This window comes from Dapis brunnea BLCC-M229 (assembly GCF_050015995.1).
GTDB lineage: Bacteria > Cyanobacteriota > Cyanobacteriia > Cyanobacteriales > Microcoleaceae > Trichodesmium.
Genome location: NZ_JBNHEP010000061.1, coordinates 1 through 15,696, shown reverse-complemented (window position 1 = coordinate 15,696; position 15,696 = coordinate 1). Strand labels below are relative to the sequence as shown.

16 protein-coding genes and 1 pseudogene are annotated in these 15,696 nt (G+C 39.0%); 8 read left to right on the top strand and 9 right to left on the bottom strand.

Going from position 1 to position 15,696, the window contains the following annotated elements; genetic code table 11:
• Window positions 1–41: 41 nt before the first annotated feature.
• From ACP6PM_RS06875 to ACP6PM_RS06840, 8 genes are all read right to left on the bottom strand, one after another.
• Entirely contained in the window at window positions 42–551 is a 510-nt protein-coding gene (locus tag ACP6PM_RS06875; protein ID WP_426583073.1) for a YceD family protein, read from the bottom strand.
• Between the two features lie 132 nt (window positions 552–683).
• Window positions 684–1,190, bottom strand: a complete 507-nt coding sequence (locus ACP6PM_RS06870) for a Jag family protein (protein WP_426583071.1) — start codon at window positions 1,188–1,190, stop codon at window positions 684–686.
• Window positions 1,190–2,338, bottom strand: coding sequence for a membrane protein insertase YidC (gene yidC / locus ACP6PM_RS06865; protein WP_426583069.1), 1,149 nt, complete (start codon window positions 2,336–2,338; stop codon window positions 1,190–1,192). Before yidC ends, ACP6PM_RS06870 begins: the two co-directional genes overlap by 1 nt.
• Window positions 2,339–2,523: 185 nt before the next feature.
• Complete coding sequence (locus tag ACP6PM_RS06860) at window positions 2,524–2,913, bottom strand: PH domain-containing protein (RefSeq protein WP_426583067.1); 390 nt, start codon at window positions 2,911–2,913, stop codon at window positions 2,524–2,526.
• Window positions 2,885–3,292: a ribonuclease P protein component gene (rnpA, locus tag ACP6PM_RS06855; protein ID WP_426583065.1), complete on the bottom strand. Its 408-nt coding sequence runs from the start codon at window positions 3,290–3,292 to the stop codon at window positions 2,885–2,887. Before rnpA ends, ACP6PM_RS06860 begins: the two co-directional genes overlap by 29 nt.
• 42 nt (window positions 3,293–3,334) lie before the next feature.
• Window positions 3,335–3,475: a 50S ribosomal protein L34 gene (rpmH, locus tag ACP6PM_RS06850; RefSeq protein ID WP_293099591.1), complete on the bottom strand. Its 141-nt coding sequence runs from the start codon at window positions 3,473–3,475 to the stop codon at window positions 3,335–3,337.
• A 123-nt stretch (window positions 3,476–3,598) separates the two neighbouring features.
• Window positions 3,599–4,126, bottom strand: coding sequence for a DUF2808 domain-containing protein (locus tag ACP6PM_RS06845; protein WP_426583063.1), 528 nt, complete (start codon window positions 4,124–4,126; stop codon window positions 3,599–3,601).
• Between the two features lie 314 nt (window positions 4,127–4,440).
• The gene (locus ACP6PM_RS06840) at window positions 4,441–4,587 is read right to left on the bottom strand and encodes a hypothetical protein (protein WP_426583061.1); all 147 of its coding nucleotides are present in this window, start codon (window positions 4,585–4,587) and stop codon (window positions 4,441–4,443) included.
• A gap of 1,893 nt (window positions 4,588–6,480) precedes the next feature.
• Between ACP6PM_RS06840 and ACP6PM_RS06835 the strand changes: the two genes are divergently transcribed.
• The 4 genes from ACP6PM_RS06835 to ACP6PM_RS06820 all read left to right on the top strand — a co-directional run bounded on the left by ACP6PM_RS06835 (window position 6,481) and on the right by ACP6PM_RS06820 (window position 10,414).
• A complete protein-coding gene (locus tag ACP6PM_RS06835) occupies window positions 6,481–7,623 on the top strand; it encodes a Re/Si-specific NAD(P)(+) transhydrogenase subunit alpha (RefSeq protein WP_426583059.1) in 1,143 nt (380 codons plus the stop codon).
• A 278-nt stretch (window positions 7,624–7,901) separates the two neighbouring features.
• Complete coding sequence (locus ACP6PM_RS06830; protein ID WP_094678584.1) at window positions 7,902–8,192, top strand: NAD(P) transhydrogenase subunit alpha part 2; 291 nt, start codon at window positions 7,902–7,904, stop codon at window positions 8,190–8,192.
• Window positions 8,192–9,598: an NAD(P)(+) transhydrogenase (Re/Si-specific) subunit beta gene (locus ACP6PM_RS06825; RefSeq protein ID WP_426583057.1), complete on the top strand. Its 1,407-nt coding sequence runs from the start codon at window positions 8,192–8,194 to the stop codon at window positions 9,596–9,598. Before ACP6PM_RS06830 ends, ACP6PM_RS06825 begins: the two co-directional genes overlap by 1 nt.
• Window positions 9,599–10,114: 516 nt before the next feature.
• The gene (locus tag ACP6PM_RS06820; RefSeq protein ID WP_426583055.1) at window positions 10,115–10,414 is read left to right on the top strand and encodes an RNA recognition motif domain-containing protein; all 300 of its coding nucleotides are present in this window, start codon (window positions 10,115–10,117) and stop codon (window positions 10,412–10,414) included.
• Between the two features lie 309 nt (window positions 10,415–10,723).
• Here ACP6PM_RS06820 and ACP6PM_RS06815 read toward each other — a convergent pair whose 3' ends face one another.
• Window positions 10,724–11,566: an ADP-ribosylglycohydrolase family protein gene (locus ACP6PM_RS06815; RefSeq protein WP_426583053.1), complete on the bottom strand. Its 843-nt coding sequence runs from the start codon at window positions 11,564–11,566 to the stop codon at window positions 10,724–10,726.
• Between the two features lie 273 nt (window positions 11,567–11,839).
• On the opposite strand from ACP6PM_RS06815, the gene ACP6PM_RS06810 reads away from it, so the two are divergent.
• The 4 genes and pseudogenes from ACP6PM_RS06810 to ACP6PM_RS06795 all read left to right on the top strand — a co-directional run.
• Window positions 11,840–12,202 (top strand): SpoIIAA family protein, encoded by a 363-nt coding sequence (locus ACP6PM_RS06810; protein ID WP_426583051.1) that lies wholly within the window; start codon window positions 11,840–11,842, stop codon window positions 12,200–12,202.
• Between the two features lie 492 nt (window positions 12,203–12,694).
• Window positions 12,695–13,015 carry a CU044_2847 family protein gene (locus ACP6PM_RS06805; RefSeq protein WP_426583049.1) on the top strand — a complete coding sequence of 107 codons (321 nt, stop codon included), beginning with the start codon at window positions 12,695–12,697 and terminating at the stop codon, window positions 13,013–13,015.
• Window positions 13,015–14,934, top strand: a pseudogene (locus ACP6PM_RS06800) (serine protease); the annotation flags it as partial. The gene ACP6PM_RS06805 and the pseudogene ACP6PM_RS06800, both read left to right, overlap by 1 nt.
• A 213-nt stretch (window positions 14,935–15,147) precedes the next feature.
• On the top strand, window positions 15,148–15,696 hold a 549-nt coding region (locus ACP6PM_RS06795), incomplete at its 3' end, for a WD40 repeat domain-containing protein (RefSeq protein ID WP_426583153.1).

Genomic DNA, 15,696 nt, shown 5'->3' with positions numbered 1-15,696 from the left:
TTTTGAGTTAATTCTTAATAATCTACTCTCAAAGTCAACTCTCAACTATTATTCAGTTGCCTTTTTATCGCTTCTAAAGCAGCCCATCGACTATCTAAAACCGATGATGAGGTATTCATATCAGATAATTGTATACCTTGGCAATTATTGTCACATAACTTTCTGGGAGGAACTGCTAAACAAACCTGTTCATATACCCATTCTCTAGGGTTCAAATATCCATCTGGAGACAAAGTTTCTACTAAATGTTCCACAGAATTTTCCGCCTCTATGTGGAATAACTCTTTTTGAGTTGTCACTTCATTTAACCAAATTAATTCTTTTGGATGAATCACCAATTTATAGTTATACTGTTTTAAACATCTATCACAAGTGAGGGTAATAATTGTTTCGGATTTTCCTTTTACTTCCAGATAATTTCCATGATGAGTTACTTGTAAATAACCCCTAACTGGAGTCAGTGTTTCCAAGTCTAATATAAACTCTTCAAACTCGATCGATTCAGTCCGATCGGTTTTTTTCAACAGACTGGGAATATATATTAATTCCATTTTGTTTCACCCCACTTATTCCTTACCACTAATCCAGAATTCTTAGGTATAGAATTCTGAATTAGCTGTACTTAAATTAATGATGTTAATGTCTATAAATCATAATCTTCTCCCAATTTTTCCTCTTTGTTGTTAGTTTCTAATTTTTACGACTAAACGGCGGTCTGGTTCCTGTCCATGACTGTAAGTTTCTAGATCTTCACAGTCTTGGAGCATAGTATGTATTTGACGACGTTCCGTAGAAGACAGAGATGTTAACTCATACTCCTGACCAGTCAAACGTACTTTTTTAGCTGCATACTCAGCCATTAATAATAATTCTTCTTGGCGACGAGCTCGATAACCTGCTATTTCCACAGTGTAGGCAAAATGTTGTTCTGAATCATTATTACTTATATTCAGAATTGTATTGGTTAGGTATTGAATAGCATCAATTACCTTACCATCAACTCCCACTAGAACAGAAACTTGTTCTGGTGTCAGGTTAGTTTCATCTATTATCAACCAATAGGAATCTTCTTGTTGTTGAGCTATGACTTTGGCGGGAATTTTTGCTAAGTTTAGCAGTTTCTCTAGCCATTGCTGTCCTTCATCTAGTCCTTGATCTCGATCTATATAACTATCGCTCATTACTAGCATTAAGCTTTCTTCTTAGAACGTCCTGGTTCAAAGGGTAGTGCTTCTCTTCCCTTTCCTGTTTTTGTTGTTTTTGGTTGTGACTCTTCTACTAATTTCTGAAGATTTTCAGGTAATGGTTCTTTGGATAAAATATATGCCTGAATAGTTTGAAATATGTTAGCTATCAGCATATAAAGTAGCACACCGGCTGGTAAGGGAGTAAACAGAAATATTCCTGAAAATAGAATTGGAGTAATTTTGTTTATAGAGTCTTGATTTGGATTAGCATTGTTAGCTCCAGCTCCTTGACCTGATATTGTCTGACTAGCATATATGCTAACTCCAAAACCAACTACCATAATTAATATGTCCCAGTGAATTTTCCCATCATCATCAAAGGCACCGACACGACCAAGGGCTTTAATAAATAGAAACCCCTTATTTGCTGCAATTCCTGGAATTGTACCTTGAATTGTCGCCTCACCTGATTGTAAAGCTACTAAATTTCCATCTCGATCTATTTGAACCCTTTCAGAACCTTTAGTAACAGTCCATAATGGTTTGATTTCAGATTGATTATATTCCTCTTTCAAAGTTGCTAAAGATTTTCCTTGTTCTGTTTGAAACTCAACCTGAGTTTGATCTCCAACAACTAATTTATTACCACTAGGCATCAAAGCCAAAATTGGGTAGTGAACACCATCATTAATATATATATTTTGAGGTGAAGTTGTATAAGCCTGTGGTTGAATTCGTTCTAGCTGTTCTTGAGGAAATATTTGTAAATCTACAGTATAATTGATATTAGTAAAAGGCGAGCCACGCAGAGTTGCAAATAAAGCAAAAAGTATGGGCATTTGAAATAGCAGTGGCAGACATCCTGCCAATGGATTAAACTCTTTCATCAGTTTAGCCATTTCTTCCTGCTGTTTTTGTGGATCATCTTTATAGCGTTTTTGAATCTCCTCTTGTCTCTTCTTCATCAAAGGTTGCGTAACTTTCATCTTACGCATATTCCGAATTGACCCAGCATTTAATGGGTAGAGACTTGCACGAATTACAAGAGTTAAGGCTACAATTGCTAGACCATAGCTTGGCACGATCCCATAGAAAAAGTCTAGGATCGGCAGCATTATGTTGTTGGAAATAAATCCTATACCAAAATCCATTATTTTATGTCTACCTTGGGGCTGGTGATATTTCTAATTTTGACGATTTGAAATTATTTATTACTACTAATTCCAACATCTAGTTAACTACTTGTAAATCTAATAATTTATCAGCATTTTTGTCTAGATTGATATTATAGTAGCTAATTGAAAGACTTATCTGGTCAACGATAGTTGAATAATTATTAATTAGTAGCACTATCGGCTGTTTGAGTTTTGGCCGTCATCTTTTCACTTATGTAAGCTTCAATTTCTCTAAATCTTGGTATTGCCCTTAGTTCTAAGCGAGTACCATTTCTCAGGGTAATTGCTAAATCACCCCAAGCCCCTAATCCTCTGGGGACTTTGGCCACTTTGACAATTTCTGAGTAAACAATATCTGTACGATCTTGTCCCATCCAGCCCCCTATGACTGAAACTCGGCGATTAGTAATCCGATACCTTAGCCACAAGGCCCTAACAACAGCCGCAACAGTTAGAGGCAGGCCAATAATTGTTAGGCCAATTAATAAATTAAAGATTAAATCTCCTATATGGGGACCACCCTCATAGAAGGCTTCCTCTCGAATACCCATGCAACACCTCCGCTTGTGCCAATAACTTCTCTAATTGTTGCAGAAATTCATCATAATTGCACTTTTGGGCTGTTGGTTTTACCACGATTATGAGATCCCATCCTCTTGATATACATGGTAACATTTGACGCAAAGCCGATCTTATTTGGCGTTTGATTCGATTTCGGACTACTGCTCCTTTGCTGACCTTTTTGCTAATAGAAATGCCTATCCGAGTAGGTCTATGAGGTTCCAAGTTATCTTTATCTAGAGGTAATTTCGGGCTTTGCTGATGACACATAGCCCTTAAAGCCAAATCAGAACTATTTTTGCGAATTCCTTTCTGGTATACAGCACTAAAGTCTTTGTTACGACGAAGCCTGTTTTCTGTAGGCAACATGGTGAGATTTATTCAAACTTGTCTAAATTCTGAAAATACTCTCTAATAAACTGCCAGACGATCGCGACCTTTTTGCCGACGCGCTCTAATTACTGCTCGGCCATTTCTTGTACGCATCCTTGTTCTAAAACCAGATACTCTTCTTCTCTTTCGACTGGTACCATGTAAGGTTCGCTGAGTCATTTTTCTCTACTCCTTCACCACTAATCTAAATAATAATTTAAAGTCACAATCTGCAATTGTAGCATAGATATCTTAATAAAGTTAGTCTGGGTCAATTCCTCCTCTATTCTCAACTCAAATATTCTACTCTATACTCAAAAGCCATGTGCCAATATAACGTAGTAAAGGTACATCACCAGGAGTCCTGATATTGGCATTAAAGTGGAACATTCCACCAAATCTAGGGTTTCTTACATTGTTGAGAACTACCTCAATTTTATTACCAGCAGGAATAGGTTCAGTAGGGTAAATTTCTATAAAATTATTTTCTTTGTCCCATACTACTTCATCTATGGGTATTGATTCTGGTTTTGTAGATTTTCCTCCTCCAACACGAATTTCTATATCGTCAGTATCAAATGAACCTTTATAGTAATTAGGATAAAAAATTGATAACTGGGCAACTGCTAAATTTAATTTGTTTGCTGGTATTCGCAGTCGATAACGATCCCAAGTCCCAGATTTACCAGAATCTAAACGGAAGTTTAACTGATTTTTCTGTTCTGGCCCACCAAATAATGTAAATCCTGGCATTCCCTGAGCTAAAGTTGCCATCGAGAACCCTGTTATTAAGCAACTACTTACCATCAAAGCAGAAAGTATACGTTTCATAAAATTTTCTCTAACTTTAAAATCTCTTCACTAAAACTTTATCAAGATTTTATAAATACAGCTAGGGATTTTATAGCTGAAGTCAGAAGTTAGAAGTTAAATAAAGCAGCGCGGACTAAATTTGAGAGGAGTGAGAGTTTCCGCGATAGTAACAGCGACTACTATACTACAGCGCCAGACAAATTTATAAATATTCATACCAATTGACATCTACCCAGGGCTGCTCTACAATACAGGGCGGGATTCCTAAGCATCGGGATATTAGGGCTTTCTGCTTCCATGCACCAGCCTCAGAGGTCGAGCCTCTTTCCGGTCTAAAGGCACGCTCCTAAAGACTTGCCAGCGGGGTCTAGGGATCTCCCCCCATGAGGTATTGGCGCTGACACTGCTAGCCCAGCAGCCATAGTATTACTACCATACCACACTATTGGTAAAACCGCAACATTGATTGCTTTTCCCATCTCTGAGTTCCCCTCCCCTCCTTTCAAAGGTATGATTTATCTCAAAGGTATGATTTATCAACATCTTTACTTAACATAAAACTTGACAAAATATACAAATTATGTATTAGCCTTTGAGATGCTTTTTCTGGAGAAAAGTGTATTGAATTAGACATTTTTTTGAGAACTACAGACAAGATTCTCACTTCCTGCACCCCCCACAGTCCCCACACAGACCACAAGGTTTTCAGGAGTTCCTAATCGCGGATAGCTTTCAAAGGGAGGTTAGGGGAGATGGAGAGCGCGGGTCTTCAACCAACGTTTAGATAAATTTTTTCGTAGAGAAAGGCAAAGGGCAAGAAAAACTTAAAGGATTTGTAATTAATTTTGCCTAACTAGGTGGGTGCAAAGTCAGCATAATTAGGGTTTGCGCTCAAAAGTCTTATGGGTGAGGGTAGGAGCAGGGCAAACGCATCTTATTTTGAAGTTCTGACAGGGCAAGGATGTCAGGCTTATAAGTATTTATACTCATTAATTCTCTAAAGCTTAACGGTAGAAGCTTCCAGAATTTAGATGCGTTTGCCCTGAGGGTAGGAGTCAGGAGTCAGGAGGACCGAGTCAGGAGTTAGGGGAATTATAGAGCAGGTAGTCATAAAAATTGTCCCTCGATTTTTTTGCCATAATCATCCCCAAATATTAGCTTTATGCAGCTCTTTCCACCGAAAAGCTGGCACTTTTTAAGGACAAAAAAATGCTAAAACCTTTATCTGTGGAATACGCGCGAGAATAAATCAGCAAGCCCTAATTATGTAACAAAATATCAATCAGCAAAAACCATTAATATATCTTCCTCACAGTATGTTCCAGTCCCTTTGGAGATAGTGAAATTTAATTATGTTGAGCTAGTGAGGTACTTATACCAAATTGATAAATCTTTGCTACAAATAGTTAGGCTATTTCTTAAAAGTCAACCCACCCCTAACCCCTCCTGGGAGGGGAAGTCAGGAGGATCGAGTCAGAATCAATAAGTTTGATACCATTTTTTATTTCGTAATTTATCTTTTTCGTCAAATAGACATGGACGATCAAGTCTTTTAATATTGCTGATTATTCGTAACATTCTTTTTTCATGCATGGTATTAGCTCAATTCAAGCTTCAAATTAAAAATCTTGATCTTGAGATCTATCAGCAACAATCTCATACCTAAGAGACTGTTTGTAAAATGAATATTAAATCCAGGAGTAGTGGATTGACACAACTAATTTTGTGCATTAGGGCGAGTTCATTTGATTGAATCTTGATGTATTAATTTGAACACCAAACACCCCCCCTACTATTGCAATATTTTATCGGTCCAGTAAGGTAGGTTAGGCGACAATACTTATGAGTCGCGAACCAAAGTCTTAACTAGGAGCCGTAACTAACCGAACATACTGAAGATTAATCCAATACCCTGTCTTAATCTTTACTTGTGCATTCACTCTCTAACACTCCCTTTTATTAGGAATTTTATGGAAATTTGTTATAGGTTCGATAATGACAAATTTAATCACAAATTTTTGGTATTAAAAGTCACTTGATTTTTCTCTGGCCACCTTGAATTCATAAGATAAGTTAAAGATAGCAATGAGCAACGAAATATCAGCCTAATAATTTTAGATAAGAAGCAAGTAGTAAAAAACCATAAGATAGCTAGCTAACTCAGGCCCATTAATTTTAGGTAGGGCTTTCGTCTTGAGCGTGACTTAAATGGAGCGCGTGGGATTTTTATAAAAAGCGTGGCAGAACATCTTTCTGCCACTTTGGGAGATGCCCCCTCAGTAATCTAATTACTGTGCATTGTTAACATTTGTTAGCAAAATCGTATCGGTTCCCTGGTAAGGAAATCAAACTTTAGTAGACAAGGAGAATCTATGAGAATAGCGGTAGCTAAGGAAACTCTGGTCAATGAATCTCGTGTGGCCTTAGTTCCTGATGTCATAGCCAAGTTAGTTAAACAGGGGCTAGAAATACAGGTAGAAGCAGGTGCGGGAGAAAAATCTTTCTTCTTTGATGGAACTTACGAACAAGCTGGAGCAAAGATAATTTCTGATAGTGACACCTTGTGGCGTGAAACTGAGGTACTCCTAAAAATTGGGGTACTAGAGGAATCAGAAGTTGATAAATTGCGAGAAGGTTCTGTTCTTATTAGTTTTCTCAACCCCCTAGGAAACCCTGCTATTGTAAAGCGTTTAGCTGAACGTAAAGTAACTGCATTCAGTATGGAACTGATCCCTCGTACCAGTAGGGCGCAAGTTATGGATGCTTTATCTTCCCAAGCGAATATTGGTGGATATAAAGCTGTTTTGCTGGCATCTGCTGCTTTACCTAAGTTTTTCCCCATGTTAACTACAGCAGCAGGTACTATTAAGCCTGCTAAAGTATTAGTTATGGGTGCAGGAGTTGCAGGTTTACAGGCGATCGCTACTGCTCGTCGTCTAGGTGCGATAGTAGAAGCATTTGATATTCGTCCAGAAGTTAAAGAGCAAGTGCAAAGCTTGGGAGCAAAATTTGTAGATGTGACTCTCCAAGAAAATACTGTTGCTGAGGGCGGTTACGCGAAAGAACTTTCTGAGCAAGCTAAACAACATACTCGTGAAGTCCTGACACAGCACGTTTCTGCTTCGGATATTGTCATTACGACTGCTCAAGTTCCTGGTAAAAAAGCACCATTGCTAGTAACTAAGGAAATGGTAGACCAAATGAAACCAGGAGCAGTAATAGTTGATATGGCAGCCGCACAAGGTGGTAACTGTGAATGTACTGAAGCAGGCAAAGATGTAAAGTGGAATGGCGTGACTATTATCGGTCCTGTCAATTTACCAGCAACTATGCCAGTTCATGCTAGTGAGTTGTATGCTAAAAATATTACGGCTTTGCTCAAGTTGATGATTAAAGATGGAGAACTAAATCTTAACTTTGAGGATGACATCATTGCTGGTGCTTGTGTTACCCATGCTGGTGAAATTCGTAATCAAAGAGTAAAAGATGCTTTGGGTGTTGCTGTTGGTAGTTAAATAATTCCTCACTGAAAAGTATTGCTAGTTTTAAAAATTTCTAATAGTTAAAATGTCAAATCAATCTAACTTATTAAGTAAATTAGGTATTGATATTTTTGAAGAAAGCTAAAAGCAATATGAAGAAAAATCAACTTCAGCAACTATAGCACTAGGTAATGAAATGAGGAATTATTGAATATGTTGAAACAAGGTAAGATTAAACTTCTTCCTTCTTCCCTCTTTCTTCTTCCTTCTGCTCTCAAAGCAAAAAGTCAACAATTCACTGTGAAAAGACTATGAGCGAAACATTAATTGCAGCTTTATTCGTATTCGTCTTGGCATCATTTGCCGGATTTGAAGTGATTAACAAAGTGCCACCAACTCTGCACACTCCCCTGATGTCTGGAGCAAATGCTATCTCCGGAATTGCAGTTTTGGGCGCACTAATTATTGCTGGTGACAAAGATTGGAATGTCACTGTAATTTTAGGTTTAATTGCTGTCGTTTTTGCCACCATTAACGTAGTTGGTGGCTTTTTAGTAACAGACCGGATGTTGCAAATGTTCAAGAAGAAGGAGGCTGCATAATGAGTGACTTTATACCAACCGGAATTCAGTTAAGCTACCTAGTAGCGGTATCTTTATTTTTCGTGGGGCTGAAAAAGTTGGGTTCTCCAGCTACAGCTCGTAATGGTAATTTGTTAGCATCAGTAGGGATGTTGATTGCTATTGTAGCAACCCTACTCGAAAAAGAAGTTTTGAACTATGAAATGATTCTGATCGGAATCGTTATTGGTTCAATTATTGGAGCGATCGCTGCCTACAAAGTAGAAATGACTGCCATGCCTCAAATGGTTGGTTTATTCAATGGTTTGGGTGGTGCTGCTTCTGCAATGGTTGCAGTAGGTGAATTTTGGCGGTTTCTAGCTGTTGCTCAGTCTCCCCCACTACCTACTACTATTACAGCATTATTGGGCGTATTAATTGGTGGAGTAACTTTTACAGGTTCTGTAATTGCTTTTGCAAAACTACAGGGAATTATGAGTGGTTCCCCCATCACTTTCCCATTACAGCAACCTGTTAATGCTCTATTATTTGGTGGGTTTATTGTTGGCAGTGTTTATCTATGCGTCACGCCATTCAACTTACCCGTGTTTTTAGCATTGGTAGGTGTGTCTCTGGTATTAGGTGTAATGTTCGTCATCCCCATTGGTGGCGGTGATATGCCAGTGGTGATTTCTTTGTTGAACTCATTCTCTGGATTAGCTGCTAGTGCGGCTGGTTTTGTGGTGATGAACAATATGTTAATCATCGCTGGTGCATTGGTTGGTGCTTCTGGTATTATCCTCACAGTTATCATGTGTAAGGGTATGAACCGTTCCTTAACTAATGTACTATTTGCTGCGTTTGGTACTGGTGAAGGTGGCGGTGCTGCTGCTGGTGCAGGTGGCAAAACTGATAAGACAGTTCATAGTATTGACCCAGAAGAGGGTGCAATGATGTTGGGTTATGCTCGGTCTGTAGTAATTGTGCCTGGTTATGGTATGGCCGTTGCTCAAGCTCAACATTCTGTAAGGGAGTTGTCAGACCAGTTGGAAGGATTGGGTGTTGAAGTAAAGTATGCTATTCACCCAGTTGCTGGCCGGATGCCTGGACACATGAACGTATTATTAGCAGAAGCAAATGTCCCTTATCCTCAGTTATACGATATGGATGACATTAATCCTCAATTTGACCAAGCAGATGTGGCCTTGGTGATTGGGGCTAATGATGTGGTGAATCCTGCAGCTCGTGCAGACCAGAATAGTCCAATTTATGGGATGCCCATTCTAGACGTGGATAGAGCAAAGCATACTATTGTGATTAAGCGCGGTCTCAGCACTGGTTTTGCTGGTGTGGACAATGATTTGTTCTACAAGGATAAGACTATGATGCTGTTTGGTAGTGCTAAGGATATGGTTGCTAAGTTGGTTTCTGAGGTCAAGCAACTTTAAAGCTTACATTTAACTTTAGTAGGCGAACTTTCTGTTGTTTTAAGTCGCTTACTTCTAGTGGTTAATCCCGATTAGTGTTCAATGGTTAATGCTTCTATAAGTTTTACAGAGCAAACCATTGTTCATTATTTCGGGAATTTTAATGAAGTCAGAAGTTGGAACTAATATGAAATCAGGTTATAAAGTTATCGTATTTGCGACTTCACTTGATATACTCTTAAAATAATTTCTTTGCTTAGATTCTTCCTTTTCTTATAACTTTTGACTTTTGACTTTTGACTTTTGACTTTCTTTGTTTGAGGAGAATGTCCCTGGTCATGTCGTAATTTTATATTTTATATTTTGATATTTTCACAAAAGTCTCTGAATATTTAGTATATACTGTGTTATTATATAAGGTGAGAATAAATTCGGTTGTAATGTTTGTTCATATTGAGGGTTACTTTCCTGTCGTTATTGGCAAGCTTCTCTCCGAAGTCTAAATCTCTACACATCTCTAAATTTGGGAGAAAATCTATGTCAATTTATGTAGGTAACTTATCCTACGAGGTCACACAAGAAGACCTATCTGAAGTTTTTAAGGACTATGGTACTGTCAAGCGAGTTCAGTTACCAACTGACCGTGAAACAGGACGCCCACGTGGCTTTGGGTTTGTAGAAATGAGTACAGAGGAAGAAGAAACTGCTGCTATTGAAGCACTTGATGGTGCTGAGTGGATGGGTCGTGACATAAAAGTTAACAAGGCAAAGCCTCGTGAAGATAGAAGACCCGCTGGTGGAGGTTATAACCGCAGAGGTGGTGGTGGTCGCTACTAAATCATAAAAAACTAATTATATAGGGTTAATAGTTTGCTAACAAATGTTTAGCCGATAACCAAGAGAACATAAGTAGTAAAAGCGTTTACAAAATTTTCTTGTAGAGATTGGGAGATATCTCCTCAGTAGATAAGGTTCTACTGTATATTAGTTAGTAAATGTTACCTACTCATAGTATCGGGCTAAATTAACTCCTATAATTATTTAGTTTTGTAGAATTTGTGTTGTAGAATTTACTTTTGTAGTAGTAGGTTAGGAAAATAAATTATTGGTTTTCACCTAAATTTATCTATCAAACCTGCCTCTACTTCAAACTTTCATAGCCATAAGTTGTTGAGCTAGAACTATCAAATAATCTCGACCATAGTTACCATTTTCTAATAAGAGTTTGAGATTTTCTGGCAAATCTTGAACCATTTCTTGACTACAGGAACCGGCAGCTAAAGCTATAGTTGCCACTGTATCTACATCTCCTGTAAAATTAATACAATCCATCAATAAGCTGCTCATTGTATCATTTCTTTGTACCGCAGTAATAGCAGCTCTAACACTCATCCAACCTTTAGAACCTACTTTTTTATCCCAAGGTTCTGACCAAGGTTTTCCCGGAACATGGGTTTGAATAAATTTTCCTAATTGGCTTTTTTTTCCTAAGTTATAAATACAATAATGACTCATTAATGCTGAGGCGATCGCTGCATCAACTCCGTCAGGAGTATTATGAGTAATAGTTGCTTGAATAGTTGCTTTTTGTTTTACTTCTTTAATGGTCGGAAAAATACCGATAGGAGCAGCTCGCATTGCAGCGCCACTTTTGTCGCTTGTACCAATTATTTCTGCTAAAAATTGTTTCCCATTTTTCACTTGTTTTAAAAAGTCATAAAACTTTCGAGAATATCCTTCTCTTTCATCTCTTTTAAAAGCTTCAACAAATTTATTAGCTAAATTTTCTCGCGTCCAAGGTTCCCTAGAAATTATCATTTCAGCAATAGCAATACTCATTTGAGTATCGTCTGTATAGGAACCAGGAATAAGTTTATGGCGGGGGTGCTTCACATAATTAAACAGATTATTGTGTTGTTTAATTAACTCAATATCTGCGTATTCAAAACCTGCGCCGTAAGCATCACCAATAGCAAGTTCTAGTAACATAATTAATTTAGTAAAAGCATGAGAGGGATGTTGACACGGATGTAGGGATGATTAGACTTAGAATTTAGGTAGATAATTTCTAATTATAATGATTTCAGACAAATTTTAGAGGAAATTAGACAAAATTATGAAATTAATTAACTTGTTTGTCTTAGTCTCAAGTCAACTCTGATTAAAATTTATTTGTTGAACTGGCGTGTGAAGTTCTATAATAAAGGTAGGGTTAAACTCTACAAACCCATCTGGTATAGATTGAAATCTAGGAGGGTCATTATGATTGAAATTACTTCCAATCAACCGGATAATATTCTTGCCTTTACTGCTCATGGCCAAGTGACAGGAGAAGATTACGAGTCAGTTTTGATTCCTGCTGTAGAAGCTAAGTTAAAAGAACACCGTAAAATACGCTTGCTTTATCATTTAGACAATGATTTTTTAGGATTTGATGCTAAAGCTTTATGGGATGATACGAAAGTTGGTTTTCAACACCTAACAGCTTGGGCAAAAATAGCGGTTGTCTCTGATAATAAATGGGTTCTAGGAGCGACAAAAATCTTTGGATTTATCTGGCCTTGTCCTGTTAAAGTGTTTGACAATAATCATTTAGCACAAGCTAATGAATGGCTCAAGGTTTAACAGTATTTTGTGTTGAAAAATCTTATCACAGTAAATATTACCCGTAAGGGAAGTTTTGAAATAAAAAATAAACGGAAGTAGCTTTTTTGTTATTTCCGTTTTGTCATAAAATGCTACATTTTATTCTGGTTGAAAGTTATTTAATAGATTTATTGTAGGGTAAATCTAACAAAGGGATAGGGAACAGATTAAAGCTCATTCATGTTAGGATTTTCGGTTGACAAGAGCCGAAAAATCAAGGGATAATTCTTCCTTGTGCCTCCTCTAAATTCCTGACTCCTCCTGTCTCCTGTCTCCTGACTCCTACCCTCACCCATAAGACTTTTGAGCGCAAACCCTAATTAAACTTGGCTACTTAGGTAAAATATTTATAATTAGCCTCGTTTTTACGCTTTAGCACCAGAGAAATATGTAGAGCGCTAAACCGCAACAACAAATTATGATATTCCCTAAGTTAGGATAATTTTAAACAAAAAATTTAAACAAATTATTATGAAGCAAATTGTAGAATTTCCTCTAGAAGATGGTGACTCTATTCTTATCGAAGTAGATGCGCCTCCCCAACAAATGGATGACCGTATTGGCATAACAGATGATGTAGCTCGGAAGGCTAATAAAAGCTTTGATGCAGCTATGGAAAAAATTAAACCTGTGGCTAATACTATTATAAAAAAAGTCAGAAGTATGAATGAACCTGCTGATGAAGTAGAGGTAAAATTTGGGATTAAATTAAGTGCTGAAATGGGTGCAATTATTGCTTCTGGAGAGGCAGAAGTTAACTATGAAATTACTCTAAAATGGCATAATAAATAATGACTACAATACTTAATTTTGACCACTCTATTGTCAGAATTTATTCTCAGTCAAACCAAGTAAAAGGAGCGGGTTTTTTAGTATCTGAAAATCAAATTCTGACTTGCGCTCATGTAGTAGCTTTGGCATTAAACATAACTGGTAATAGTGCCAAAAAGCCAACAACAGAAGTTAAATTAGATTTTCCCCAAGTTTCACCAGGGAAATTTCTGACAGCTAAAGTAATTTTCTGGTTGCCTGTTAATCCAGACAAAGATTTAGAAGATATTGCTGTTTTGGAATTAATAACTATTCCTAATAATACTTCCCCAGTCCGGTTGATGACTTCTGAGGAATATTGGGGGCATAATTTTCGTGCTTTTGGGTTTCCCAAGGGTAAGGAAAATGGAGTCTGGGCCAATGGGGTGTTACGGGGTGGTACTGCTAATGGTTGGGTCCAACTAGAAGATATTGACAACACTGGTTATGCTTTGCAGGAAGGTTTTAGTGGTACTCCTGTTTGGGACGAAACTTTAGAGGGTGTGGTGGGGATGGCCGTTGCTGCGGAAAAACAACGACTGGATACTAAGGCGGCGTTTATTATTCCCACTAATATATTGATGGCAGCATGGCCTCAGTTGCAGGAGCGGTTAATTGCTGCTTGTCCCTACAAAGGTTTGTTTGCATTTCGAGAAGCTGATGCAGAATACTTTTTTGGGCGGAAGGCTTTCACTGAACAGCTTGTGGCAGCAGTGGCACGACAACAATTTGTGGCGGTTATTGGGCCTTCTGGCAGTGGTAAGTCTTCGGTGGTATTTGCGGGGTTAATTCCTCAGTTGCGCTCTCAGCAGGGGTGGTTGATGGTAGATTTTCGTCCTGGCGATCGCCCGTTTTATAATTTGGCTGCTCGCTTGGTGCCTCTATTGGAAACTGAGATGAGTGAGACTCAACAACTTGGGGAAATTAAACTACAGGCGCAGATGTTGCTAAAGCAAGAAATAGATTTGCCGGATGTGCTGAGGCGTATTTTGGCCAAGCAAAATTGTTCTCGGATGTTGTTGGTGGCGGACCAATTTGAGGAGCTTTATACTCTCTCGTCTGAGGAGGTGCGTCCGGGATTTTTGGATATGCTGTTGCAGGGGTTGGGGCAAATGCCGGAGTTGACTTTGGTTATTACTCTGCGGGCTGATTTTTTGGGGTATGCTTTGTCTCACCGTTCGTTGGCGGATGCTTTGCAGGGTATCCCTCCTAACGCCCCTGGGGAAGGTTTGCAGGGAAGTATCCCCCCCAACCCCCCTTTGAAAGGGGGGGGTAAGAAAAGTGTGACTTTGAAAGGGGGGAGTAATAGGAGCGTAACTTATTTTTTGGGACCGATGAATAGTCAGGAGTTGCAGTCGGTTATTGAAATGCCTGCTCAAAAGTTGGGGGTGCGGTTGGAGGCGGGGTTGACTGAACGGATCTTAAAGGATGTGGAGCGATCGCCTGGTAATTTGCCTTTGTTGGAATTTGCTCTGGAGCTTTTGTGGGGTAAGCAAAGTAATGGTCAGCTTACTCACGAAGGTTATGAGGAAGTGGGAGGGGTTGAGAAGGCGTTGGCGAGTTATGCGGATGATGTTTATGAAAAGTTGAGTGAGGCAGATAGAGAAAAGGCGGAACGGGTGTTTATTCAGTTGGTGCAACCAGGGATGGGAACTGAGGATACTCGGAAGGTGGCGACTCGTGCTGAGGTGGGAGTGGATAATTAGGATCTGGTGAGGCGGTTAGCTGATGCTCGGTTGGTGGTGACGGGGCGGGATGAAACTGGTGAGGAAACGGTGGAGGTTATCCATGAGGCGTTGATTAGAGAATGGGGAATGTTGTGGAGTTGGATGTCGGTGAGTCGGGAGTTTCGGGTTTGGCAGGAAAAGTTGAAGGGTAGGTTGGCGGAATGGGTGGAGAAGGATAAGGATAATGGGGCGTTGTTGCGGGGGTTGCTTTTGGTGGAGGCGGAGAAATGGCATGAGGAAAGGTTGTCGGAGTTGAGTCGGGAGCAGCTGAAGTTTATTGAGCGGAGTTTGGAGTTGCGCGATCGGGAACAGACACAACGACAGCGCCGGAGGCAGTTAACTGTTTTGGGGTTGACGGTTGGTTTGGTTTTGGTTTCTGGGGCGGGGATGTTGGCTGAGTTTCAGAGGCGTAAGGCTGTTGAAAGTGAGGAAAATGCTAACATGAGAGCTGAAATAGCCACTTTAGAATCCCGTTTTGATAAAAGTTTAGAGACACAGTTAGATATTATTGAACTTGCGAAAGAATTAAAGAAACGGCAAGATGATGGTCAGCTTAAGCCTGACATCCCTTTTCAAATAGCAGGAATATTGCATGAAATGACAGACTGGCGGGAGTATAACCACTTGATTCCATCATCCTATATGATTCCATCTTCTAGTAGTAAGAACATAGGGAAGAAGCCAATTAAGGGATACAGCAAGATACCCTTAGTAAATGGGAAAGTGTGGTCGCCTTCCTTAGAGTCAAACTCGTCTTCAGGCAACAGTGCGGAATTTAGCCCCGATGGTGAGTTAATAGCTACTGCAAGTAATGACAAAACAGTGAAACTGTGGAAACTAGACGGCACTCTGATGACAACTCTATCAGGGCATCAGGGTGTGGTCAACAGTGCAGAATTTAGCCCCGATGGTGAGTTGATAGCTACTGCAAGTAAT

Coding starts and splice junctions, on each gene's coding strand:
- ACP6PM_RS06875 (WP_426583073.1), bottom strand. CDS start 551: ATGGAATTAATATATATTCCCAGTCTGTTGAAAAAAACCGATCGGACT.
- ACP6PM_RS06870 (WP_426583071.1), bottom strand. CDS start 1,190: ATGCTAGTAATGAGCGATAGTTATATAGATCGAGATCAAGGACTAGAT.
- yidC (WP_426583069.1), bottom strand. CDS start 2,338: ATGGATTTTGGTATAGGATTTATTTCCAACAACATAATGCTGCCGATC.
- ACP6PM_RS06860 (WP_426583067.1), bottom strand. CDS start 2,913: ATGGGTATTCGAGAGGAAGCCTTCTATGAGGGTGGTCCCCATATAGGA.
- rnpA (WP_426583065.1), bottom strand. CDS start 3,292: ATGTTGCCTACAGAAAACAGGCTTCGTCGTAACAAAGACTTTAGTGCT.
- rpmH (WP_293099591.1), bottom strand. CDS start 3,475: ATGACTCAGCGAACCTTACATGGTACCAGTCGAAAGAGAAGAAGAGTA.
- ACP6PM_RS06845 (WP_426583063.1), bottom strand. CDS start 4,126: ATGAAACGTATACTTTCTGCTTTGATGGTAAGTAGTTGCTTAATAACA.
- ACP6PM_RS06840 (WP_426583061.1), bottom strand. CDS start 4,587: ATGGGAAAAGCAATCAATGTTGCGGTTTTACCAATAGTGTGGTATGGT.
- ACP6PM_RS06835 (WP_426583059.1), top strand. CDS start 6,481: ATGAGAATAGCGGTAGCTAAGGAAACTCTGGTCAATGAATCTCGTGTG.
- ACP6PM_RS06830 (WP_094678584.1), top strand. CDS start 7,902: ATGAGCGAAACATTAATTGCAGCTTTATTCGTATTCGTCTTGGCATCA.
- ACP6PM_RS06825 (WP_426583057.1), top strand. CDS start 8,192: ATGAGTGACTTTATACCAACCGGAATTCAGTTAAGCTACCTAGTAGCG.
- ACP6PM_RS06820 (WP_426583055.1), top strand. CDS start 10,115: ATGTCAATTTATGTAGGTAACTTATCCTACGAGGTCACACAAGAAGAC.
- ACP6PM_RS06815 (WP_426583053.1), bottom strand. CDS start 11,566: ATGTTACTAGAACTTGCTATTGGTGATGCTTACGGCGCAGGTTTTGAA.
- ACP6PM_RS06810 (WP_426583051.1), top strand. CDS start 11,840: ATGATTGAAATTACTTCCAATCAACCGGATAATATTCTTGCCTTTACT.
- ACP6PM_RS06805 (WP_426583049.1), top strand. CDS start 12,695: ATGAAGCAAATTGTAGAATTTCCTCTAGAAGATGGTGACTCTATTCTT.